The organism is Shewanella ulleungensis, assembly GCF_014648315.1.
In the GTDB taxonomy this organism is placed as follows: domain Bacteria; phylum Pseudomonadota; class Gammaproteobacteria; order Enterobacterales; family Shewanellaceae; genus Shewanella; species Shewanella ulleungensis.
Window position 1 is genome coordinate 114,694 of the sequence record NZ_BMQW01000006.1, and the last position, 25,720, is coordinate 140,413.

Genomic DNA, 25,720 nt, shown 5'->3' on the forward strand with positions numbered 1-25,720 from the left:
TCCGGTAATGCTGTTGAGCCGGAATCCAGGTGTTCAGTTTGTAGCTTTTAAGCAACGTCAAAAGCAACTCCTGGATCCCTGATAAGAGATCTCAGGGATGACGTGCGGAGATATTCCTAGAACCTAGAACCTAGTACTTTGAATCTGTAAGCGAAGCGTTCTTTAAACCGTTATCCGTCTATTCTATCGTTTTAAGTTTACCCATTGACGTCTTGCGTCAGTGTTAATTAGTTCCATTATTTTATAAGGATATAAGTCATGAATGTACCATTTAAAGTGAGTTGTATAGCTGCCATAGTGAGTTCCGTGATACTTGTTTCCCCAGTATCCGCTGCTGATGAAAAAGCAGGAGTCATCCGTACTGAGTCTGGTATTGATTTTACGCCCGGCTTAAACACGGGTTTAAAATATGATGACAACATTACCAGTGCAAATGAAAACTCTGAAAAGTTTGATAGCTGGGCTATAACCGTAACACCCGCATTACAAGCACAGTTAATTGATGGCCAAACCACATTTACCGTCGATGCGGCACTTGAGTATGGTGATTACTTCTCTAGCAGTGACGATAGTTATTTAGATGGTCTGCTAAAAGCGAAAGCCGATGTCGATGTTAACCAGTCGAGACGATTTGGTTTTGATGTAGCCTATATCGTCGGTCATGAAGATCGAGGTAGTGGAGTCTTTGAAGGTACTAGTGGCGCAGATCAAAATGAGCCTAATGCTTATGATGTCACAAGTGTTGGTGGATATTACGAATACGGCGCCAAAACAACGCCAGCTAGAATACGTGCTAATGCTGAATATTTAACTAAAGAATACAGCAATTTCGAGACAGTAACTCAGTATCGTAATTTGGATGATACCACCCTAGGCGCAACCTTTTATTACGATACTCAAGCATCAACGAGTATTTTATTAGACTTTCAAAGTATAGATACCGTTTATGATATTGTTGATCCTACTGGAGATCGCGACAATAAAACTAATACAGCATTACTTGGGGTTGAGTGGGCTGCTTCTGCTGCCACAGAGGGGAGTATAAAAGTCGGTTACCAACAAAAAAGTTTCGATAATACTGAACGTGATGATTTTAATGGTATCTCCTGGGATGCTAAAGTAACCTGGAAACCATTAACATATTCAGCTTTTGACTTTGGCACCGGTCGTACCAGCCGTGACCCTAATGGCGAAGGAGATTTTATTCGAGGGACCAGTTATAGTGTGAAATGGCACCATGAATGGAGTGAGCTGTTTACCTCTTCAATTGGATTTCAACAGGTTAATGATGACTACACAGGTATTGATCGCGAAGATAAAAGTAAAATCTATCAATTTGGCCTCAATTATTATGTCAATCGCTGGTTAACCCTTAATACTGGTGTGGATATTTTTGAGGTGGACTCAACAGATAGCCAATATGTTTATGACAGAAATGTTTATTTTATCAAAGCTGAAATGACCCTATAGGTAAATAATGAAGTATTTAGCGACAATTTTCACTGTAGTTTTTATGTTGTTTTTAGTGTTTATGCCATTAACAGCATATGCAGAAACTCAAAACTATCGATTAGGCGCGGGTGACACTATTATTATTAAAGTTTATGGAGAAGAAGCCTTAACTCTTGAAACTCAAGTAACTAATAGTGGCACCATCAATTATCCTTTTTTAGGCTCATTAAAGTTAATTGGTTTAACAATTAAAGAAGTAGAAAAAATTGTATATAACGGCCTAAAAGGTGATTACTTCATCGAACCTAATGTGTATGTTGGTATGGTACTTTATCGTCCTTTTTATATTCATGGTGAAGTAAAACAGCCTGGGGGATATCCTTATCAACCAGGGATGACGGTTAACCAAGCCATTGCATTAGCGGGTGGATTAACCGAACGGGCAGCGAAAGACAAGATTGCTATTTCTCGAGAGGGTAGCAAGATTGAATCTGAACTAGGCAATATCAACAGTAATATCAAAGCTGGTGATACAATTACTATTGAACAGAGATTCTTTTAATGAGTTTTCAAGAGCGACGAATAAATACTTCACATTCAATGACAGTGAATGCATCTACCTTACCATTAGATCAATTAATGGATATAAAAAAGCTTATACAACCTATATTACGTTTTAAATGGCGCATTTTGACCTTTGCTTTATTAGTAACTGCAATAACAATATTTGTTGTGTTGAGTATGACGCCTATTTATAGTGCTAAGTCAACATTATTGATCGAGGCTGCTCAAGCTCAAGCTATTAAAATTGATGAAGTATATGGCATTAACTCAGGGCAAGATGAATATTACGGTACGCAATTTGAAATTTTAAAATCACGTAGTATTGCACAAAGAGTATTTAACGAATTAAATCTAGAAAATAATCCCGTTTTTAATCAAACCCCAACTTGGCTTAGCGAATTAAAATCTAAGCTAAACTTTATTCCAAAAGAGCTTATTTCTGTCGATAGTAAAGTAGCTAAAAATATTGCAACTCACCAAATGATTGATATTTTTATTGAATCTATAAATATCATACCAGTAGCTAAAACTCAGTTGGTAAATATTAGTTATGAAAGTTCCGATGCCCAATTAGCTGCTGAAGTGGCCAATGCTATTGGTGATACTTATATTGTAAGTCAGCTAGAATCGAAATTAGGTATGACTCAAAAAGCCAATACATGGCTTAGTGGTCGTTTAGAGGATTTACGTTTAAAACTTGACCAGTCTGAGTATAGGCTTGAACAGTTTAAAGTTGAGAATGGTTTAATTGACGTTGAAGGTGTCACAGCTCTTGATGCTAAAGAGTTAGAGCGATTAAGTGACGAAATCACCGTTGCGCGTTCACGCAAAGCTCAAGCTGATAGTTTTATGGCAGTAGTGAAGCGTTATGGTGCCACCGATATTAGTCGTCTAGAAAGCCTACCTGAAGTTACATCTCATTTATCAATACAAAACGTAAAACGTGAAGTGGTGTTGGTAGAGCGTAAAGTTTCTGAGCTGCAACAGGTCTATGGCCCTAAACATCCTAAGATGATTGCTGCCCAGGCAGAATTAAGCACAGTACAGCAGAACTTACACAAGCAAATTAGCCGTCTAGTGCAAGGTATTGAAGACGAGGCGCAAACTGCGGCACAAACTTTACAAGCTTTAGAAACCCAATTTGGTCAAGCAAAAGGTGCGTTTCAAAATCTTAGTACTAAAGATACTGATTATCAGCGTTTATTGCGCGAAGTTGATACAAATAGACAGCTATTTGACAGTTTTTTGTCGCGTCAAAAAGAAACAGAAGTAACTGGTGATTTCGATTCTCCAGTCGCCCGCTTTACTGACCGTGCAGTGGTACCATTAGTACCTGAAAAACCCAAAAAGAAAGCTATTATTATTTTAGCTTTTATTGCGAGTTTGGGATTTGCCATGGTGATGGTATTAATTCTTGATGCTTTAAATGACACAATTAAAACCAGTGATGATGTTGAAAAACTCCTAGCACAGCGCGCTTTAGGCTATATACCAAAAGCGAAAAAAGGCACAAGTTATGATGATATAAACTTTGCCTTTTACGATCCAAATCTTCCTCTTCATGCAGAAGCCGTTCGCACGATACGAACATCCATGTCTTTAATGGCTATGGGGAGCGACCTTCATACTATTGAGGTGACATCATCAAACCCAAATGAAGGTAAAACTACTACTTCGATGAATTTAGCTTTTGCCTATGCAACAATGGAGAAGGTATTAATCATTGATGCTGACTTGCGAAAATCAAGCTTAGGTCTGCGTTTTGGTTTACCGACTTACCAACCCGGTCTTGCCAATGTATTATCTGGAACGGAAAGTATTGAGCATTGCATTGTTAAAGAGGTGAAGCATAATGTAGATGTTATGCCAGCAGGAGCTGTGCCATTAAATCCACAAGAGTTATTGGCCTCATCTCAGTTTGCAGAATTACTCACAGAGTTAAAAACACAATACAGTAAAATTATTATTGATACGCCGCCCGTGCATGCAGTGAGTGATGCATTAATTATTACCTCGTTATGTGATGCAACGGTATTAGTTGTAAAAGCGGCTCATACTCGCAGTGAAGCTATCAAGCTTACCTTAGCCAAGTTAAATCAAGCGCGTAGTAAGGTGTTTGGTGTGGTACTGAACCAATTTAACACGAAAGATGCTGCGCGTTATCAAGGTGATTATGGTTATTATCAAGCCTATGGTGCAGAGTATGCGAGTAAAACGCCTGCTGAAAGCAGCAAGGAAAATACCAAAGCATGATAGATCTGCACTGCCATATTTTGCCTAATATTGATGATGGCGCTAAGTCTATTGACGAGGCTATCAGTTTAGTTAAATTGGCAGCAGAGCAAGGGGTGTCGCGTATGGTCGCGACACCCCATATTCATTTAGGTATTTTTGATAATACTTTGCACACCATTAATACTGCTTTTGAGTTGTTAACCTCGAAATTAGCATTAACGGATATTAACATTGATATTCGTGCTGCTGCAGAGGTAAGAATTTCACCTGAAATTATGTTGTTTATTGAACAACAGCAATTGCCTTTTTTAGGCCAATATCAGCAAAAAAATGTATTATTACTTGAGTTACCCAGCAGCCATGTTCCGCCAGGCACAGATAAATTAATTAGCTGGTTGTTAGCAAAAGACATATTACCCATGATTGCTCATCCCGAGCGAAATAGAGAGTTGCAAACCCACCCTGATAGAATAAAACCCTTTGTACAAACCGGTTGTTTATTACAGCTGACGGCAGCATCATTGTTAGGTGATATGGGATTATTACCGCAACAAACCAGTGAGTACTTTTTAAAACAAAAATTGTACACAATTGTGGCTTCGGATTGTCATTCTATAAATCGTCGTCCGCCAAAATTGAAGTTAGCTTATGATGCAATTAGTGCTTTGGTTGATGAAGATTATGCCTACTTAATGACGACCGCTACCCCGTATAATATTTCTAATTCACTATTTGAACAGTCGAGATAATTGATGATTAAAGTGGTTTGGTCAATGAGACGCGCAGGGTATTTTATGATCATAATAGTGTTAGTAGGTTTATTACCTATATTACTGCAAAAAGGCTTAGCCAATGCTTATCATTTCAAATCTCGATTTTATATTGATCAATGGCAGCAAAAGGAAACGCCCACAAAATTACAATATTCCAATGCTTTATTAGCTGCAGATTATGCTTATAGCATTGACAGTCAAAACCCACATTATTTATTAACGTTAGCGAAAGTGATGGAGTGGGGCGTTTTTTCACATTTAGCTCAAACAAATACTCCCGCTTTTAATCGTTTGTATTTGGATGCAATTGAACAGCGTCCACATTGGCCAAACGCCTACAGCGATTACGCTTATAATCTAGCTTTTATTCAGCATGATGTTGATCAAGCCTGGCTGTATTTAGAGCAAGCATTAGTATATGGCCCTTATACCCCAGAAGTGTTGCATCAAGCCTTGGCAATAGGATTCTCTTCATGGGGATATTTGTCTGTTGAGCAGAAACAGCTGGTATTTGCTGTTGCCCGAAAATCTGTTGTGGCAAATTGGCGCATGCGCAATGACTTAAAGCAACTTGCAAAGCAGTATCAATTAACCTCGGTGATTTGCACTTATTTGAAGTATTCAACTCCAACCTTAAATGCCGTTGATGAGCTGTGGGTTAATAAGGACATGTGCCGTTAATGAACGCCCAACACTCTCAAACAATAAATATGCGCTTATTTGATAAAACGATGATATTGATTATTTGTGCATTAGTGATATGGATGCCAATTCCATTGGGCAGCAATCGAATTTGGGCATTAGCTATATTAGAGTTTGCTATTGTCAGCTTAGCGATTGCGCATGTAGCATATTGTTTTAAGCATAATAGCCTGTTGTTACGTTATCGATGGCAAAAGCACTTACTCATTGCTCCAGGCTTATTATTAGTTTATTTGTGTTTACAGTTGTTAAATTGGTTCCCTAGTATCGATACGGTTGATGCTTACCAAACGGCACAACAACTGTTAAAAACCTTTTGTTTTATCATGTTTATTCTCCTATTAAGCCAGTATTGCCAGCATCAACAAGCTTTACGATGGTTGTTAATCGCTATTATTCTGTCGGGGTGTTTGCAAGCATTTTACGGCACGCTTTTGAATTTATTACAGTTAGAATCATCACCTATTTTTGGTTATCACGATGGCGACAGAGCAAAAGGGTCATTCGTTTACCAAAACCACTTTGCTAATTATTTAGCGCTTTGTTTAAGTATTGCTTTTGGTTGGCTGTTATCTGAATTAAAAACCACAAAATATGAGTACGATTTAAGGCAACGATTGGTTGATCTGCTATCAACCTTATTTAGCCGTAAACTGATTTTACGTTTAGCCATTGTGATTATGGTTATCGGCCTAATTTTAAGTCGTTCACGTATGGGCAATGCCGGTTTCTTTACCGCTCTAGGTTTTGTATCGCTTTTATCAATGTTTATTTACCGTCGCCCTCCAACTTTATTTAAACCCTTAGTGGTGAGTATTTTTATATTGGATCTGTTAATTGTAGGGTCTATTTTTGGTGTTGATAAAGTAAAGCAGCGCTTGGAAGATACCTCATTTAGCTCCGAAACTCGCGATGAAGTGGTGATTGATAGTATTCCTATTATTCAGGATCATTTGTTCACTGGCACGGGAGGCGGCAGTTTCTACACCGTATTCCCACAGTATCAACCTCAGTTTTATTCTGGGTTTTATGACCATGCCCATAATGATTATATTCAGTTCACCGTTGAATACGGGGTGGTAGTGACTGGATTATTAGGTTTGTGGGTATTGTACTGTTTATGGTTAGCGTGCCGAACCATGTATTTACGTAATAACAAACTCTATAAAGGCATCGCCTTTGGCTGTGCGATGGCCATAGTGCACATGCTGATCCACTGCACGGTTGACTTTAACTTGCAATCTCCTGCAAATACCTTGTTATTTTTAACTATTTTAACTTTATGCTGGTTGGTTAGATATTTGCCATCGGACAATCAGAAAAGAGTGAAATAGGCCGTCATCTTTATGCACGTCATCTTGGAATGCTTTAATCGGGTGCCTGGTGTCGCTTCACCCGCACGTCATCCCTGAGATCTGTTATCAGGGATCCAGGTGTTTGTTAGTTTTTAGGTCCTAGGTCTTAGCTACTAGGAGTTAGGAGTTAGGAGTTAGGAGCTAGGAGCTCTCAAGCTCGCCTGAGAGCGGACTTCGTCCTTCTAGGTTCTGGTTCATCAGCTCGTCATCCCTGAGTGCTTGTATCAGGGATCCAGGTGTTTCTTGTTATTTTGTGTAACAGCGTAAAAGCCAACACCTGGATTCCGGCTTAAAAGCATTGCCGGAACGACGGTAGTAATGGGCGTCATCTGGATACGACATAGAAATTACGGACTAGTGGGTATTTCTCACTAAGTCGTGGCTGTTTTTTGATGCTCAACCCGCTCGTCATCCCAGAGTGCTTTAATCGGGGAGCCTGGCTTTCTCCAACTCGCACGTCATCCCTGAGTGCTTGTATCAGGAATCCAGGTGTTTCTTTTTATTTTGGGTTAGGTTTTTTAGTCACTTATTCTTTTTACCTTTTTACCTTTTTACCTTTTTATTTTTTGCTATTAGCTCACGCTAAATAAGGATATTTATGAAAGTTGTTATACCTGTTGCCGGTTTAGGCACTCGAATGTTGCCTGCCACTAAAGCTATTCCTAAAGAAATGTTACCTTTAGTTGATAAACCGCTGATTCAGTACATTGTTGATGAGTGTGTGAGTGCTGGGATTAAAGAGATTGTTTTGGTGACCCATGCCAGTAAAAACGCGATTGAAAACCACTTTGATAAATCTTATGAGCTCGAATCAACATTAGAGAAGCGTGTTAAACGTCAACTACTACATGAAATACAGTCTATTTGCCCTAAAAACGTCACCATTATGCATGTGCGCCAAGGTGAAGCTAAAGGTCTAGGGCATGCTATTTTATGTGCCAAGCCCTGTATTGGTGATAATCCATTTGCTGTGGTATTGCCTGATGTTATTTTAGATTCATACTCTGCTGATCAGCGCACTGAAAACCTAGCCTCAATGTTAATTCGTTTTCGTGAGTCGCAAGCAAGTCAAATTATGGTTGCGCCAGTGCCAGATGATCAGGTTCACAAGTACGGTATTGCTGACTGTGGTGGTGAAACTATTAACCCTGGTGACTCTACTAAGATTTTTAATATGGTTGAGAAACCTGAGACTGGTAAAGCGCCTTCGAATTTAGCCGTTGTCGGCCGTTATGTGTTATCAGAAAAGATCTGGGACTTATTAGCACGCACGCTTCCAGGTGCTGGTGATGAAATTCAGCTTACCGATGCTATTGATATGCTGATTGAGTCTGACACGGTAGAAGCTTTTAACATGACAGGTAAGTCTCATGATTGTGGAGACAAGCTTGGCTATATGAAAGCATTTGTAGAATACGGTTTACGCGATCCTAAGTTAGGCGGTGACTTTAAGAAAGATTTAGCTGACTTGTTAGAAGAATATAAATAATTTTATTGAGAATATTATCATGAAAGAAAGACTCCCAACTCTTGATGGTTTGAGGGGATATGCCTGCATATTCGTTGTACTATCACACCTTCCTTGGCCTGATTCTGTAAAAGCAGAGTTTAATGGTCTATTAGGTGCTATTGGCGTTGGTTTTTTTTTTGTATTGAGTGGATTTTTAATGGGTTATTTGTATATCCAGAAAGACTTTAATGTCAAGTCAGTAGTAAATTATTCAATTGCAAGGTTTTCTAGAATTGTTCCAGTTTATTGGTTTGTCATACTGATATACTTATTATTGTCATATTTATTTTCAGGTTTAGATTACCCATTTGATATGGGGAGCGTTACTAATGCTTTAAGACATATTTTTTTAATTGGAAGTAGCTATGTTTTTTGGTCAATACCTCTTGAAATTCAATATTATATATTTTTTATATTTTTGTGGTATTCGTTTTTTAAATTTAGTTTTTTACAAAAAACACTCTTGTCGATTTCACTTGTCATCCTGCTATACTCCTTTGATCTCTGGCCAGGCCTAGTGCTATTTAGCAAATTACCTTTTTTCTTAGCTGGTACCTTTTTTGGAATATTACCAAGGATTTGTATTTCAAAAAATATTTGGTTGATTTTTTTTCAAGTTATGAGTTTTTTTCTATTATTTTTACCAATGTTTTATATTAGTGATAATAAAGCCTTTTATGATTCTTTTGAGGTGGCTGTCTATTATGGTTTGGCGATATATTTTATTTCACACGGAACACGGTTTTCAAATTTAATCATGTCAAATAAATATATGGCAGAAATTGGTGCGGCAAGTTTTTCAATATATTTGATTCACCTTTTACTATTATATTTTTATGGTACTTTTTTGGGTTTGGATATGGATGTTTATGACAGTTTATGGTTTCTGGTAGCATTGATAACGATTGTAACTTCACTAGTTTTTCATAAAAAAATTGAGGTAAAATTGCATTATAAATTTAAATACTTTTTGGAACGTTATATTAAGAGATAAAATAAGATTATATCTATTAGCTGGGTAAAAAGTGAACGTTTCTTTAACAAGAGAATCCATGGTTGGTCGATTTTCATACGTACCTATTAAAAAAAAGAGATAAAAATAACTTGTTTGCTCTAGCCTGTGAGATCTAAAAGCACTCTTTTTCTTTGCCTTTATAATTAATATGCTTAAAAGTCTTGATAATATATCTGATTGGATTTCCCTTATAAATAAATAGCTTGGTGTCATTGGTGTCTGTTTACTCGTACTAAGCGCAGTGATATCAGGTGCGCAAAGTTGGGCCGATTGCTACGAGTTAGGGACATTAAAACTCATGTGGCTGCGTAAATATCACCCCTTCGCTAATGGTCTTCCCAGCCAGCAGAACCGTAATGGTCGCATCTTCAGAGGAGTGTCAAAGCAATCCTTGCTCGATGCCTTGTTGAGTTGGGTCAACGAGCATCGGCTTAGCACAGTCTTCTATTGCGATTGATGGGAAAGTGCTTAAAGAGAGGTTTGAAGCCTGTGGGCTTGAGCTTCACCCAACGAAAACCAAAATTGCGTATTGCAAGGATAGTTCAAGAAAAGGTAATCACGAGAACATTAGTTTTGACTTTTTAGGGTACACCTTCAGACCACGTCTTTGTCGGAATAAACAAACACAGGGTATCTTTGTCAGTTTACGCCCGCAGCGAGCAGAAATGCTCAAAAAGGGATGATAAAGAAAATTAGAATGCTAGGTATTCGAAAGCTAACAGATTTAATTCTTGAGCAAATAACCAGGTGGATCAATCCAATCATCAACGGTTGGATAAACTACTATGGCAGCTTCTGTCGTTCCGAGTTGTACAGGGTCTTGCTCGAGGTAAACAAAGCGTTAATCTGGTGGGCGAGGCACAAGTAGAAACTTCAACGACGCAAAACGAGAGCGGGTAAGTTTATGGAAAAACTTGACTATTACAACGAGCCTAGATGAAAACAGCATACTTAGAAGCGGTATTAAATACTGGATTAAGTGATATGGCTAATTAATGAACTCTCATGCGGTTGCCCTGGGCGATATAGCCCTGTTATCATTAATCTAAAGCAAAATAATCAATTTAGCGGGTAAGTTTAATTATCTGATATTATGTTCAACATCATTATTTTAGAATCGTTTGCTCTGAAATACTTTGAATTAAGTTATGTACATTAGAAAGCATTTTTTCATTGAATAAATTATTTCCATCTGGAGCAAGGCTATGGAAAGCGTAAATTTTGATATATATGAAGTTGCAACCTCAGAGGTTTATACAACTGAACAGGAACTTTATAATTGTCTTAAAACATTAAATGATGGTGTTCCGGTTATTGTAGATTTTGATGAAACACTTTGGTTACGAAATTCAACAGAAACATTTTTATCGAATGTTTCTCCATCCTTATGGGTCGGGTTTTGGCTACAATTACTGGGTTTAGTTCGCCCTTGGTGCTGGTTGTCTCCAAAGGATCCAGACCATACTAGAGATTGGGTCCGTGTACTGACCATTGTGATAGTCGCTCCGTGGTCTATCTGGCAGTGGAATAAAGTTGCCGTGAAACTTGCAAAACAACATCTCAACCAGAACCTATACCATGCACTGATACAGTCAAAGCAACCAGTTATGGTGGCTAGTTATGGTTTTGGTTTTGTAATACAACCATTATTAGATGCGTTAAATGCTTCATGGCCCTTAATAGTGGCAAGTGACCTCAAAACTGCACCTAATTTGAGAAAAGAAGGTAAAGGGGCTGCTGTTGTGAAAGTATTAGGAATTGAGGTTGTTCAAAAAGGACTTTCTATTAGCGACAGTAAATTGGATAGCGATTTATTGGCAATGACCCGCTATTCGGCCCTTCTGCAGTGGCCAGAGGCAAAATATCAACAAGCTGGTTTAAAACCAATGCTGCCCTTTGTTTATCTTAAAAAAATAAAGAGACCCGATGAAAGTTACTTTACTCGTGCAATTTTGGGGCATGACTATTTACTATTACTATTGATATTTAGCCTAGCTAGCACTACTCCACTATTAAGTGCTTTATGTTTATTGTTATTTGTATTGAGTTACTTTACCGCATATGAAATTGGTTATTATGAAAATGATCGACTGGGTTTAATTAATGAATGTAAGCCTAAAGTATCAAAAGACTACCATAAACTTGCCCATAATTTTGTTCCGTATTTTTCTTGGATTATGTCAGGTCTACTTGCCATACTGGCTTCTATTGTTGCGACCCAAGTTAATGGGCTCCGAAGTATATTTTATCATGACAACATTTACTCTAGTGCTATCCATATTTGGTTGGTTTTTGTTGTTTTACTCATTAGTGTTCGACTTGTTTTTGCATGGTTTAATCGTCTACCTGAAATTGGGCGAATCGTACCGATGCTCGCTCTCCAGTTAGCGAGAACCACTGGATATTTGCTGATTTTTACAACTAGCATGGCCGGAGTACTTTTTTGTATTAGTCAAGCACTTAGTCAGTGGATTCCTTACATGATTTATCGGTTTGGAGGCTCTCGTAATCAGTTTCCAATCCATTTAGTTAACTTCATGTTGCTGCTGTGTTTTTTAATTATTGAAAGTCTGAATTATGGGGGAAGTTTTTCAACAATTTGGCATTATTGGCTGACATGGGTTCTTGTCGGCTACAGTATGCTAAGAGCAGCAATTGAACTTAGAACCTTTATTAAACATCTCAAGCTGCAGCGGAGTGATTAAAGGCTGGATTTAGTAGTTAGGTTGAAAATTAAACACTCATGCGGTGGCACTGGGGGGCGATACTGGCAGTACTCCAGAAAAGAATAAGTAAAATAATGAGATAGATTATAAACTCACGAACATTCATCGTATTAGATGATCAAATTTATCGCCAAACAAAAATTACCACGAGTCAATGTCATGAATGCGAAACAAGTTTTATCGAAATCCCTCTCACTTGTCAGGGGCTGATTATACTTGATCGCTTTTCATACATCCTACTTAAAAACAAAGAGATAAAAATAGCTTGATTGATCTCGTCAGTGTGATCAAACAGAGCTCTTTTTCTTTTTCTTTTTCTTTGTCTTTATACTTAATATGCTTAACATCTCGATAAGATTACTGATTGCCGTTCCCATATAAATCAAGAACATGATGTCATTGATATCTGCTTATTCGTCTTAAGTGCAGTGATATCAGGTGCGCAAAGTTGGGCCGATTGCCACGAGTTCGGGACATTAAAACTCATGTGGCTACGTAAATATCGCCCCTTCGCTAATGGTATTCCCAGCCAGCAGAGCATTGGACCTTACCTGAACGAAGTAGCAGTGTGTTACTGCATTTTACATTACATCAATGCTTTTCCTTTTAGCAGTTTGCGTAGCCACATTCTATTAGGGCTTAGCAATGCTTGTAGCTCTAAATTAAGAGGTGACAGTTCGCCGCATAGGTTTGCGGCGAGGCATTCGGCAACTAGCGGACCTGAGCTTAGACCGCGTGAGCCTAAACCACCGAGAACATATAAGCCTTCGTATATCGGTGCAGGTGTGGTTTGCCAGTAACGTTGCCATAGGCTGGGTTTGTCTTTGGATTGCTGCTGAATACCATATCGATTAAATAACTCTTCAACATCAGTTGCACATCCCATTACCGGGAAGTGGTCGCGACTGACCATCCTTACGCCGACTCTGGCATCGTTGTTTGAAACATCAATATCGTTTGGCCAGTTTGAATGCGGGAAGCTTTGCTTCATTTTTAAACTGTTTTCGTGTTGTTCTTGCGGGCAAAATTCTAGATGTTGTGGATCTTTTACATAACTTGCGCCGACGCAATGAAGGTTATTGTGTTGCGGCGTTAAATAACCATTAGCACATATAACAGTGGTGAGGTGTGCCAATTCACCTTGTGCGGGTACATGACTTACCTGGCCCCTAAAGCCGGTGATTTGAAGCTGTTTTGTTTGTGGGTAGTCGGTGAGTTGTGCGCCTGAGGCGACAACTAATTGTTGGTGAGTTGCGATGGGGTGCTCAGCATTATCAGTAAACAACTGCCAACCTTGTGGACCTGATTCAATACTCTTTATATGACTATTATAAACAACAGTGACTTTAGCTAACGTTTGTGCTTTGGCGATTGCTGCTTGTGCGAATTTAAACGGGCATGCCCAACCACCTAGTGGATAGTAAAAGCCTGATTTATTAATGTCGAGATTGGCGAGTTGACTCGCGCGTTTGCTATCTACCGCTAGCGCAATTTCTGCAGGCCAGTTTTGTCCGTTAATTATTTTTGTTAATCTGGCTTCACTTCGTTCATCAAAACCTGTGTGTAATACACCGCACCATTGGTGACCAATGGTAAAACCATCACTCACTAGAGACTCAATTTGGCGGCGGCTAAATAAAAATGCTTGTTGAAAAAACTGACTCAATGGCCCGTTCTCTGGTGTGAGTAATGGGTAAATTGCCCCTTGCTTATTACCCGATGCTCCATGGCCAAGTTGTGCATCTTTACAGTAAAGAATACTATTTTTACCTCTTTGTGCGAGTGACAATGCAAGGCTGGCTGCTGCAATGCCACCGCCGATGATGGCAATAGGTTGATTATCGTTAATGCTCTTTGGTGTTGGATTATAGGCAAACTGTTGTTTAAGCTGGTGTGCTAATGCATGGCGCTCTGCAATGGCAATATCATCAATGAGCTTTTGAGTTGTTTGTGTTGTGATTGTTCGAGTATTGAACCCACATTGACTCAGTTGTTTGCTTATCGTTTGCATTGTTGTTTCTGTGAGCGAATCTTTTGTCGCGATATAAACACTTGCATCATCAAGGCTTAAGCGACCACATTGCCACAGTACCGCTGGATTAAAATAGTGATCCCTATGCTCTGATTGACTCGTATCGGGTAGGGCAAGCCAGTGCTGAATCCTTTGGCATTGTGGAGTTGCAATGGTTTTTAATTGCTTGAGCGGTTCGCCATAATATACATCGACAATAAGCCGTGTATGATTAAGTGTTAAACGCTGGCAACCATTGATGGCTGCAATTTGGGTGTTTAGCAGTGTGTTAGCCTGTTCAACTAATGGGTGATTTAAGTTGAGTATCCCTTGTTGTGACCATGTTTGTTCAAGTTGCTGACGATTGATGGGTTGTTGTGCAAATACAACAAGGTGCACTCGATTTTGAGTATTATTGGCTTGTTGCTGATTTTTGTACTCGATAGCAGATTGTAATAATAGGATTTCATGACCATCTGCAAAACCAAATTGCCCGAGGGTGAGTAAATTAGGTTGTTTGTTTGCACTGTGCTGAGCGTCACCGGTTTGCAATACTATATCGATATACTGCTGTACAGATTGATAATATTGATTTTCACAGTCGCTATTATTTCCCAACAATGGGCTTCTATGCAAAGGTTGTTGGGCGTCAGATGCAGATAACAAAGTGCTTTTACTCAAAATATTTTACTCAGGCCACATAACTTGGCATTATTTTACCTGCGTTTATGGAAAGCTGACCACTTAATTGCTCCAAAGCAGCTATGATTGCCGCAATTAAGTACCGACATGTACCAAATGGATAGCAAAAAAATGAAAAGAGTCGTGATCACCGGAATGGGTGTTGTTTCAAGTATCGGTAATAACAAACAAGAAGTGACCGAGTCACTTAAAGCAGGTCGTAGCGGTATTACCCACTCTGCACAGTTTGAAGAAATGCAATTACGCAGTACAGTTTGGGGTGATATTAAAATGAACCCTGCTGACCACATCGATCGTAAAGCACTTCGCTTTATGGGTGATGCAGCCGCTTATGCTTACATTGCCATGCAAGAAGCCATCGCTGATGCTAATTTGACTGAAGAACAATATTCTAATTTCCGTGTTGGCTTAGTTGCTGGTACGGGTGGTGCGTCGTCTAAAAACCAAGTTCAAGCAGCTGATACGCTACGTGAAAAAGGCGTTAAACGTGTTGGGCCGTATATAGTGCCTCGTATTATGGCCAGTACTGCTAGTGCATGCTTGGCTACGCCATTCAAGATTAAAGGTGTTAATTATTCAATCAGTTCTGCATGTGCAACTTCTGCACACTGTATCGGCCACGCAGTTGAACTTATTCAAATGGGTAAGCAAGACATGGTTTTTGCAGGTGGTGCAGAAGAGGTTGATTGGACATTGACCATGGGCTTCGATGCTATGGGCGCGTTGTCGACTAAATATAATGCAACTCCAGAAAAAGCTTCGCGTACTTATGATGCAGACCGTGATGGTTTTGTTATTTCAGGCGGCGGCGGAATCGTTGTTGTTGAAGAATTAGAGCATGCACTTGCTCGTGGCGCGAAAATTTATGCAGAAATAATTGGTTATGGTGCCACATCTGATGGCTACGACATGGTTGCTCCGTCTGGTGAAGGTGCTGTACGTTGTATGCAAATGGCACTTGCCGATGTTGACGCTCCAATTGATTATATTAACACTCATGGTACATCAACACCTGTTGGTGACATGCGTGAGCTTGAAGCATTACGTGAAGTGTTTGGTGACAAAATGCCAGCTATCGCGTCTACTAAGTCTTTAACTGGTCACGCTTTAGGTGCTGCAGGTGTTCATGAGGCTATTTATAGTATGATCATGATGGAAGACAGTTTTATTGCACCAAGCATTAACATTGATAATCTTGATGAAAAAGCTGCTGGCATGCCAGTGGTGCAAGAAATGCGTAAAGCAGAGTTAAACACCATTATGAGCAACAGCTTTGGTTTTGGTGGCACTAACGCAACATTAGTTATGCGCAAGTACAAAGCTTAATTGTATTAGCAGCCTTATCTGCTAAGTACTAAAAAAGCCAGCATTGGAAACAACGCTGGCTTTTTTGTGTCTTTTTTGAGGGCTGGGACGACGATATTCCATTTTAGCCTGGAACCTAGAACCTCAAATCAAAATCAACAGAAACACCTGGATCCCTGATAAGAGATCTCAGGGATGACGGGCGAAAAAATGACGGGCGACGAGGTAAAGCATTGGCTTTTCCTACGTCATTCCGGCAGTGCTGTTAAGCCGGAATCCAGGTGTTGGTTTTCCGCTTTTACACAAAGTCAACAGCAACACCTGGATCCCTGATAAGAGATCTCAGGGATGACGGGCAGTAGGGTTAGCTACTTTGGAGGCCTCATAACGCCGACTACTCTGTCATTTGTTCATTCGTATTCAGTTGACGCCCACAACTCCGTCTTTTTGCTCATTCGTATTCAGTTGACGCCCACAACTACGTCATTCCGGCAGTGCTGTTAAGCCGGAATCCAGGTGTTGGTTTTCCGCTTTTACACAAAATCAACAGCAACACCTGGCTCCCTGATACAAGCACTCAGGGATGACGGGCATTTGGGTTAGCTACTTTGGAGGCCTCATAACGCCGACTACTCTGTCATTTGTTCATTCGTATTCAGTTGACACTCACTACTTCGTCTTTTGCTCATTCGTATTCAGTTGACACACTACAACGTCATTCCGGCAGTGCTGTTAAGCCGGAATCCAGGTGTTGCTTTACGCATTTAACAAGGCCAACAGAAACACCTGGATCCCTGATAAGAGATCTCAGGGATGACGGGCAGTAGGGCATTCAAATAGCGCCCACTACTTCGTCTTTTGCTCATTCGTATTCAGTTGACACTCACTACTCCGTCATTCCGGCAGTGCTGTTAAGCCGGAATCCAGGTGTTGCTTTACGCATTTAACAAGGCCAACAGCAACACCTGGAACCCTGATACAAGCACTCAGGGATGACGTGCGGGTGGGGCAACACCTAGTACCTAGTACCTAGTACCTTAAGCCTGTAAGCGAAGCGTTCAAGAATAACGGTTTCTCTCGTCCAACTTCTAGCTTTGGTATAAGATACGGGCCATAAAAGTGCGATGTGAAGTCGTTAAATTCGCTGATAATAAGATTCCCGATGAAAATAATTGCTGATGAAAATATGCCTTATGTCGATGCCTTGTTTGGCGACTTAGGTGAGATTGAATATGTTAATGGCCGCACATTAACGCCTGAGCAAGTGAGTGATGCTGATGTGTTACTTGTGCGTTCAGTTACAAAAGTGAATGCTGCATTACTTGATAAGGCTAATAAGCTTAAGTTTGTTGGCAGTGCGACCATTGGTACTGATCATGTTGAAGTAGATTATCTTGCTCGGCGCGGTATCCCATTTACCAACGCTCCAGGTTGTAATGCGACGGCAGTAGGTGAATACGCTTTCATTGCCATGTTAGAACTTGCACAACGCTCTGGTGAATCTTTACAAGGTAAAGTTGTTGGGATTGTAGGTGCTGGCAATACAGGCACTGCGGCAGCTAAGTGTTTACAAGCGTATGGTTTGCAAGTGCTATTGTGCGATCCCGTAAAGGCTGAGCAGGGCGATAAGCGCGAGTTTGTCTCGATCGATACTTTAATTGCCCAGGCTGACATCATTAGTCTACACGTACCAATCACTAAAGATGGCGAACATAAAACCTGGTATTTATTCGATGAAACACGCTTAAATCAATTAAAACCCAATACCTGGTTACTTAATTGTTGCCGTGGTGAAGTCATTGATAATCGAGCGTTGATTAAGTTTAAACAGCAACGAGACGATGTAAAACTGGTACTAGATGTATGGGAAGGTGAGCCTAATCCTATGCCTGAGTTAGTCGCATTAGCTGAGTTTGCTACACCGCATATTGCTGGTTACAGTTTAGAGGGAAAGGCGCGTGGAACTTTTATGTTGTATCAAAAATTATGTGCCGTGCTGGGTCTTGAAGCTAATAAATCACTAACCAGTTTGTTGCCGATTTTTCAGTTTAGCCAAATCAGTGCTCAAACAGAATTAACCGAAGCACAATTATTGACATTGTCGCGCCTGGTGTATGACTTGCGTGACGATGATCGAAAATTCCGTGGTTGTTTTAACACTTCATCTGGTTTTGATTTAATGCGCAAACAACATACTTATCGTCGTGAATACAATGCAATTTCGTTAACTCAAATACAATCAACTGAACAACGTAATGGTATTAATCAAACTATGTTGACAGCGTTAGGCTTTAATTGATTTAGCGAAGACTAATTTTGCGCTTGAATACGCCAATAAATAGCCATTTGTGGCATAAAAGTAGTGATATTTATCCAGTTGAGAAAAAATCACTACAAAGCAGGTGTTTTTAATACATTAACCCTAGCAAAGCATCACTAAACTAGGGTAGATTGATTGTTCAAACTGGATAATAGGAGTCGAGCGTTAATTATGTCTCAGGAATTTAATGTAGTCGTTTTAGGTGCATCGGGCGCAGTGGGTCAAACTATGATTGAGATCCTCGAGCAGCGTAATTTTCCGGTTGCTAAGTTGTTTCCGTTAGCGAGCAGTCGCAGTGCTGGCGAAACGGTCAGTTTTCACGGTAAACAAGTTGAAATTCTTGACGTAGAAACGTTTGATTGGAGCCAAGCTCAAATTGGTTTCTTTTCAGCTGGTGGTGACGTATCTGCTAAATGGGCACCAATTGCGGGCGAAGCAGGTTGTGTTGTTATTGATAACACCTCACATTTTCGTTATGACATCGACGTGCCATTAGTGATACCAGAAGTGAACCCAGAAGCCATTGCTGATTTCCGTAATCGCAATATTATTGCTAATCCAAACTGTTCAACTATTCAAATGCTTGTCGCACTAAAGCCAATTTATGATGCGTTTGGCATTTCACGCATTAACGTGGCTACGTATCAGTCTGTGTCTGGTACAGGTAAAAAAGCGATTGAAGAATTAGCAGGTCAATGCGCTAAGCTACTTCAAGGTTTACCCGCTGAGCCGTCTGTTTACCCTAAACAAATAGCGTTTAACGTGTTGCCACAAATCGACATGTTTATGGAAAACGGCTACACCAAAGAAGAAATGAAAATGGTGTGGGAAACACAGAAGATTTTTGGTGACGACGAAATCGTGGTTAACCCAACTGCTGTGCGTGTACCTGTGTTTTATGGTCACTCTGAAGCAATCCATATTGAAACACGTCAACCTGTTGATGCTGAAGAAGTTAAAGCTGTTCTTCGCGATGCACCTGGCGTGGAATTATTTGAGAGCGACAACGAGTACCCAACAGCGGTTACTGAAGCTGCCGGTAATGATCCTGTGTATGTTGGGCGTATCCGTAAAGATATTTCTCACTCGCATGGTATAAATTTATGGGTTACTGCCGATAACATTCGTAAGGGTGCGGCATTAAACAGTGTACAAATCGCTGAAATTTTGATTAGAGATTACTATTAATTGAGCTTTGCTCAACGCTAATCTATTAATCATTAAGTGATTTAGTTTAAAAAGCCTGCAGCTAGCAGGCTTTTTTCGTTTTACTTGCGCCAGTAGTAGCAGGGGTGGCAGATCTAGTTTATAGTCGTAAACGTATCATTTTTAACATCTATACTGCTTTTTTAAGTGCAAAAGTTAGCGCCAAACCGATGTGATTTGATATAGTAATGACAATAAATACTAATGATAAAAATTGCCTACAGCCTGTTGCCAAGACGGTAACTCAATAGCGCTTAAAGGGAAGGATTGGATGACTTTGCGTACTTCTTATATTTTGGGGTTAATTGCCTGTGCGACCCTTGGCTTAACCAGTTTACAGCTTATTGATTCTGCTCAGGCTGAAACACTGAAAATAACCGGTCCTAACGGCGAGGTTAAACAGCAAGTTAAGCGTCAATACGGTCCTACTACCGCTAGAGACACTTTCTGGAGTATTGCCCAAAAAGTACGCCCTAATGACCGCGTAAGTGTTTATCAGGTCATGGCCGCATTGTTTGACGCCAATCCACATGCCTTTAGTGGTAATAATTACAATACCTTAGAACGTGGGATGATTTTATTAATTCCGTCTGCTGATGTCATGGCCGCCATTCCTGATAATGTTGCTCGCCGCCGTGCAGAACAAGACGATCGCAATATAACTCGTCAAACGCCACAACCTCGTATAACCCCAAAACCTGTTATTAACAAACCGTCACCCATTGTTGAAGTGGTTAAAAAAACAAATGCAGATAAACCGCTGCAAATAGCACAACAAACGCCAGCCGTTGAAGTACAAACTCAAGCATTAAAGCAAGCCAATGCCACAGAAGTAAAAGATCTTAATTCCGTACTCGATAAAGCCAATGCCAAAGCATTAATGTTGACCGATGAGCTTGCTCGCGCTCAAGATGATTTGATGGTGAGTAACAATGATAATCAAGTGCTGAAGAATAAAATTGGCCAGATGTCGTTAAACATTTCGTCGCTTGAAGAAGATTTACAACTGTTAAACGAAAAACATGACAAACTTACCATCGAATACGAAAAACTGTTGCAGCAAGCAGGTAATGCTGAACCTGTAGTTGAAGAGCCTGCAGATTTCTGGCGCAGCTTGATGGACAACACCTTGATGCTGATAGTAGCCGCATCGGTACCCTTACTGTTGTTATTTGCTTTAATTTTTTGGTTATTGACTCGTCGTAAAAATAATAATCAAACTGCTGCAGAAGACACTCCACAAACCGAAACGGTTGCTAAGCAACCTCCTGCTCCAGCGGTCGATGAAGACGATCATGCTGATGATATGGTGATTCACCTCGACTCAGATGATGATGAATCAATTGATGATTTATTAGATTTAGATAGCGTTGATTTACAGCCTGAAGTGTCACTGGCCAATGACGGTGAAATGGACATGGCATCAGACATGTTTATTGGTGAAGACGCGGAAGCAGAAGATGACGAAGGCTCTTCTCTAGATGATCTTTGGGCAGAGGCGATGGAAGATCAAGATTCTGAACTTGAACCTCTTCAAGATGATGACGATCTCGACAGTTTATTAGCCGGGTTAGATGATGCACCAGCAGCAACTATCACAGCAGCTGCACCTGAAGATGATTTAGACAGCTTACTAGCCGATTTTGATGGCGATAGCACCGATAACGACCAACTTGATGCCTCGGCAGAAAATGATATCGATTCGCTACTCGCTGAATTTGATATGCCCGCAGAGTCAAAGCCTGAAACCGTCGAACCTGAAGAAACCGTATCAAATGACGATGATATCGATTCGCTACTCGCTGAATTTGATATGCCCGCAGAGTCAAAGCCTGAAACCGTCGAGCCAGAAGAGGCAGTATCAAATGACGATGATATCGATTCGCTATTGGCTGAATTTGATATGCCTGCAGAGTCAAAGCCTGAAACCGTCGAGCCAGAAGAGCCCGTATCAAATGACGATGACATCGATTCGCTATTGGCCGAGTTTGACATGCCAGCAGAATCAGAAGCTGAGATAACAGAGCCTGAAAAGGAAGAACCAAAAGCAGAAGAAACGGTATCAAATGACGATGACATCGATTCGCTATTGGCCGAGTTTGATATGCCTGCAGAATCAGAATCAGAAGCTGAGATAACAGAGCCTGAAAAGGAAGAACCAAAAGCAGAAGAAACGGTATCAAATGACGATGACATCGATTCGCTATTGGCTGAATTTGATATGCCAGCAGAATCAGAAGCTGAGATAACAGAGCCTGAAAAGGAAGAACCAAAAGCAGAAGAAACGGTATCAAATGACGATGACATCGATTCGCTATTGGCCGAGTTTGACATGCCAGCAGAATCCGAAGCTGAGATAACAGAGCCTGAAAAGGAAGAACCAAAAGCAGAGGAAACGGTATCAAATGACGATGACATCGATTCGCTATTGGCCGAGTTTGATATGCCTGCAGAATCAGAAGCTGAAGTAGAAACCGATGCAGACCAACCAGAAAACACTCCTGATGAACGCGCTGAAAATGATCAAACATCAGCAACGGATGCAGATGAGTTATTAGCTGAGCTTGAGCTAGACAACAATGATGATGAACCGTCAACCGATGAAGACATCGATGCGTTATTAGCTGGTTTAGCTGTTATGCCAACTGATGATAAAGATGAAGATGCTCCAGTGCAGCCGCTGAACAGTGAAACTGTTAATACAGACGATGATTTGGCTGCATTAATAGCCGCAGAGCTTCAAGATGAAGACGGTGATGAAGAGACCCAACAAGCTGAATCTGACGATGATATAGATGCTTTATTAGCGAGTTTAAACGAGCCAGTTATTGAATCCAATGTTGCGGATATTAATCCTGAAACTGATGATACCGATCTGTCAGAAGAGGAAGATTTAGCTGCGCAAATAGCAGCAGAGCTTGAGGATGATTCAGATGACGGTTCAAATAACGCTTCAAATAACCACAGCGATGAAGTTGACACTGATGACGACATTGATGCGCTGTTAGCCAGCTTAAATGAACCTGTTGTTGAGCATACCGATAGGCTAACTAGCCTAGATGCTGAGGTTGAGTCTGATACAGACAGCGACGAAGATGACGTTGCAGCACAATTAGCTGCAGAATTAGAAGATGATGAACATAATACTGCCGCAGATCTTATCAACAGCAGCGACGATGATATTGATGCGCTATTAGCTAGCTTTGATGAACCAGAAATGGAATCACCGCTGGAGCCACTTAGTGAAGAAGAATCACTCGTTGATGCCAATAGCCTAGAGAATGCTCAAGGTATTGCGCCAGAGAAAGAACAAGTCTCTGATGATGTGTTACATGAGCCGCAAACGCCAGACGATGATGTTGATGCACTGCTGGCCAGCTTTGAGCAAGACATCGAAGATGAATATGCCACGCCAGTCAATGACCCTGATGTTCAACTCGATGCCGACAACTCTGAAGATATTGAAGACGAAGATTTATTTAAAGAGCTTGATGAATACTTAAATGATCTCGATTTAAGCAGAGCAGAAAACAACGCAGACAATACTGAATCTGACAGTGAGGTTGACGATAGCGACAAAGCATTTTTTGATGCTGAACTTGATGCTATGTTGGCTGACAGTGACAACGAAGCGGATGTTGAAACTGAGCTTGGTTCAGACAGTGAAAGTAAGAATGATGATGACGGTTTAACGTTTACCCTCGATGACGATTCAGATGATTCAGATGATTCAGATGATTCAGATGCTGAAAATGATGGTACATCAGAAGATGAACTGAACGCACGTCTTGCAACAATGGGCGATGATGATGTGTCTATTGATGCATTCAGCACAAACGAAGATGCACCCAGCACAAGTGAGCCGGTAGCAGAAGAGAAAACTCGAGGCTCAACAAAAGCGAACAAAGATTCTAGCTTTTTCAATGATTTAAAAGCTAATAAGCCAAAGCCCGCCATGCTCGATTGGGAAAGTGACTTGCTTAAAGCGGCTGAAACCGCAGTGGATGAGCAAGATGACGAACCTAATGTGAGTGATGATGACTTACTAGCGGCATTTTCACAGTCATTAAACGATGACGACAGTGACGATTACACCTCAGAAGATGACTATATTTTGAGCGACGATAATTTAACTGTAGATGAAGCTTTGGCTGCACTTGATGAAAAAGAGCGCAGTAGAAACCCTCAGTTTAGTGTCAGTGATGACGACCTAATGAGTTTTGAGCGCGAGAATGGTTATATCGATATCGATAAACTATTAAACGATGCTGACGAAGATGACGATAAAACCGATCAATATAAAGACGTTGATGTTGATATGGGGGAAGTGAATTCGTTAATTGGCAATGCCGATATGATTGATGTTGATGACGAAGAAAACTCTGTTAATGCAAAATTAGACTTAGCAAGGGCGTATATCGAAATTGAAGATCAAGACAGCGCCAAAGCATTGTTGAAAGAAGTTCAAATTGACGGTAACGATCGCCAACAAGCAGAAGCGGCAAACTTACTCAAAGGTTTTCGTTAGCCACTAAAGTGTAGAGGTTCAATTGATTAAACGGCGCAGTTATCTGCGCCGTTTTTTTTGTTCCGAAAAAAGGAGCTTATGCCAACCCGAGTGCTTGTAACAGGGATCCAGGTGTTGGTCTACCCGCACGTCATCCCTGAGATCTGTTATCAGGGATCCAGGTGTTTTTTTTGACTTTTCTTGAGTATTTAAAGACAACACCTGGATTCCGGCTCAACAGCATTGCCGGAACGACGTGGTAGTGGGCACCATCTGAATATGAATGAACAAACGATGGCGTCGTGGGCGCAATAGTTGAATTACTGGATGACGTCGTGGCTATTTTTAGGTCCAACGCTTTTCATCCTCGAATATGTTAATCGGGGACCCAGGTGTTACTCCACCCGCCCGTCATCCCTGGGATCTGTTATCGGGTAGCCAGGTGTTGCTCTACCCGCACTTCATCCCTGAGATCTGTTATCAGGGATCCAGGTGTTGTTTTTGACTTTTCTTGAGTATTTAAAGACAACACCTGGATTCCGGCTCAACAGCATTGCCGGAACGACGTGGTAGTGGGCACCATCTGAATATGAATGAACAAACGATGGCGACGTGGGCGCAATAGTTGAATTACTGGATGACGTCGTGGCTATTTTTAGGTCCAACGCTTTTCATCCTCGAATATGTTAATCGGGGACCCAGGTGTTACTCCACCCGCCCGTCATCCCTGAGATCTGTTATCAGGGACCCAGGTGTTGCTCCACCCGCCCGTCATCCCTGAGATCTGTTATCGGGTAGCCTGGTGTTGCTCTACCCGCACGTCATCCCTGAGATCTGTTATCGGGTAGCCAGGTGTTACTCCACCCGCCCGTCATCCCTGAGATCTGTTATCAGGGATCCAGGTGTTGTTTTTGACTTTTCTTGAGTTTTTAAAGACAACACCTGGATTCCGGCTCAACAGCATTGCCGGAACGACGTGGTAGTGGGCACCCTCTGAATACGAATAAGCAAACGATGGAGTCGTGGGCACCATCTGAATAAGAATGAACAAACGACGGAGTAGTGGGCGCTATCTGAATACGAATGAGCAAATGACGGAGTCGTGAGCGCAATAGTTGAATTACTGGATGACGTCGTGGCTATTTTGGGTTCAACGTTTGTCATCCTCGAATATGTTAATCGGGTAGCCAGGTGTTGGTCTACCCGCACGTCATCCCTGAGATCTGTTATCAGGGATCCAGGTGTTGTTTTTGACTTTTCTTGAGTATTTAAAGACAACACCTGGATTCCGGCTCAACAGCATTGCCGGAACGACGTAGTAGTGGGCACCATATGAA

15 protein-coding genes and 2 pseudogenes are annotated in these 25,720 nt (G+C 40.8%); 16 read left to right on the plus strand and 1 reads right to left on the minus strand.

The features are described 5' to 3' along the window. Window positions 1–258: 258 nt before the first annotated feature. From IEY40_RS12725 to IEY40_RS12780, 12 genes and pseudogenes are all read left to right on the plus strand, one after another. Window positions 259–1,470, plus strand: a complete 1,212-nt coding sequence (locus tag IEY40_RS12725; RefSeq protein WP_188956751.1) for an outer membrane beta-barrel protein — start codon at window positions 259–261, stop codon at window positions 1,468–1,470. A 7-nt stretch (window positions 1,471–1,477) separates the two neighbouring features. Then, window positions 1,478–2,014, plus strand: coding sequence for a polysaccharide biosynthesis/export family protein (locus IEY40_RS12730; RefSeq protein ID WP_188956753.1), 537 nt, complete (start codon window positions 1,478–1,480; stop codon window positions 2,012–2,014). Further along, on the plus strand, window positions 2,014–4,269 hold the full coding sequence (locus IEY40_RS12735) for a GumC family protein (RefSeq protein WP_188956755.1): 2,256 nt from the start codon (window positions 2,014–2,016) through the stop codon (window positions 4,267–4,269). Before IEY40_RS12730 ends, IEY40_RS12735 begins: the two co-directional genes overlap by 1 nt. Next, window positions 4,266–5,000, plus strand: a complete 735-nt coding sequence (locus IEY40_RS12740) for a tyrosine-protein phosphatase (RefSeq protein WP_188956758.1) — start codon at window positions 4,266–4,268, stop codon at window positions 4,998–5,000. The genes IEY40_RS12735 and IEY40_RS12740 overlap by 4 nt, the downstream gene beginning before the upstream one ends. 45 nt (window positions 5,001–5,045) lie before the next feature. Beyond that, window positions 5,046–5,705: a hypothetical protein gene (locus IEY40_RS12745; RefSeq protein WP_188956760.1), complete on the plus strand. Its 660-nt coding sequence runs from the start codon at window positions 5,046–5,048 to the stop codon at window positions 5,703–5,705. Next, window positions 5,705–7,060 (plus strand): O-antigen ligase family protein, encoded by a 1,356-nt coding sequence (locus IEY40_RS12750; RefSeq protein ID WP_188956761.1) that lies wholly within the window; start codon window positions 5,705–5,707, stop codon window positions 7,058–7,060. The genes IEY40_RS12745 and IEY40_RS12750 overlap by 1 nt, the downstream gene beginning before the upstream one ends. A gap of 619 nt (window positions 7,061–7,679) precedes the next feature. Next, window positions 7,680–8,570 (plus strand): UTP--glucose-1-phosphate uridylyltransferase GalU, encoded by an 891-nt coding sequence (gene galU, locus IEY40_RS12755; protein WP_188956762.1) that lies wholly within the window; start codon window positions 7,680–7,682, stop codon window positions 8,568–8,570. 19 nt (window positions 8,571–8,589) lie between these two features. Then, window positions 8,590–9,585, plus strand: coding sequence for an acyltransferase family protein (locus IEY40_RS12760; protein ID WP_188956763.1), 996 nt, complete (start codon window positions 8,590–8,592; stop codon window positions 9,583–9,585). Window positions 9,586–9,754: 169 nt separating this feature from the next. Next, a pseudogene (locus tag IEY40_RS12765) lies at window positions 9,755–10,079 on the plus strand (transposase family protein); the annotation flags it as partial. 224 nt (window positions 10,080–10,303) lie between these two features. Beyond that, window positions 10,304–10,474 carry a group II intron maturase-specific domain-containing protein gene (locus IEY40_RS20305; RefSeq protein WP_368855374.1) on the plus strand — a complete coding sequence of 57 codons (171 nt, stop codon included), beginning with the start codon at window positions 10,304–10,306 and terminating at the stop codon, window positions 10,472–10,474. A 337-nt stretch (window positions 10,475–10,811) separates the two neighbouring features. Then, window positions 10,812–12,311 carry a hypothetical protein gene (locus tag IEY40_RS12775; RefSeq protein WP_188956765.1) on the plus strand — a complete coding sequence of 500 codons (1,500 nt, stop codon included), beginning with the start codon at window positions 10,812–10,814 and terminating at the stop codon, window positions 12,309–12,311. Window positions 12,312–12,688: 377 nt separating this feature from the next. Next, window positions 12,689–12,881, plus strand: a pseudogene (locus IEY40_RS12780) (transposase family protein); the annotation flags it as partial. 37 nt (window positions 12,882–12,918) lie between these two features. Here the strand turns inward: IEY40_RS12780 and mnmC1 are convergent. Beyond that, window positions 12,919–15,024, minus strand: a complete 2,106-nt coding sequence (mnmC1, locus tag IEY40_RS12785; RefSeq protein WP_229777098.1) for an FAD-dependent 5-carboxymethylaminomethyl-2-thiouridine(34) oxidoreductase MnmC1 — start codon at window positions 15,022–15,024, stop codon at window positions 12,919–12,921. Between the two features lie 132 nt (window positions 15,025–15,156). On the opposite strand from mnmC1, the gene fabB reads away from it, so the two are divergent. The 4 genes from fabB to IEY40_RS12805 all read left to right on the plus strand — a co-directional run bounded on the left by fabB (window position 15,157) and on the right by IEY40_RS12805 (window position 24,404). Then, on the plus strand, window positions 15,157–16,371 hold the full coding sequence (fabB, locus tag IEY40_RS12790) for a beta-ketoacyl-ACP synthase I (protein ID WP_188957048.1): 1,215 nt from the start codon (window positions 15,157–15,159) through the stop codon (window positions 16,369–16,371). Window positions 16,372–17,512: 1,141 nt separating this feature from the next. Then, window positions 17,513–18,649, plus strand: a complete 1,137-nt coding sequence (pdxB, locus tag IEY40_RS12795) for a 4-phosphoerythronate dehydrogenase PdxB (RefSeq protein ID WP_188956767.1) — start codon at window positions 17,513–17,515, stop codon at window positions 18,647–18,649. A 192-nt stretch (window positions 18,650–18,841) separates the two neighbouring features. Continuing rightward, a complete protein-coding gene (locus tag IEY40_RS12800; protein WP_188956769.1) occupies window positions 18,842–19,858 on the plus strand; it encodes an aspartate-semialdehyde dehydrogenase in 1,017 nt (338 codons plus the stop codon). Between the two features lie 289 nt (window positions 19,859–20,147). Beyond that, the gene (locus tag IEY40_RS12805) at window positions 20,148–24,404 is read left to right on the plus strand and encodes a FimV/HubP family polar landmark protein (RefSeq protein ID WP_188956771.1); all 4,257 of its coding nucleotides are present in this window, start codon (window positions 20,148–20,150) and stop codon (window positions 24,402–24,404) included. Window positions 24,405–25,720: the final 1,316 nt, after the last annotated feature.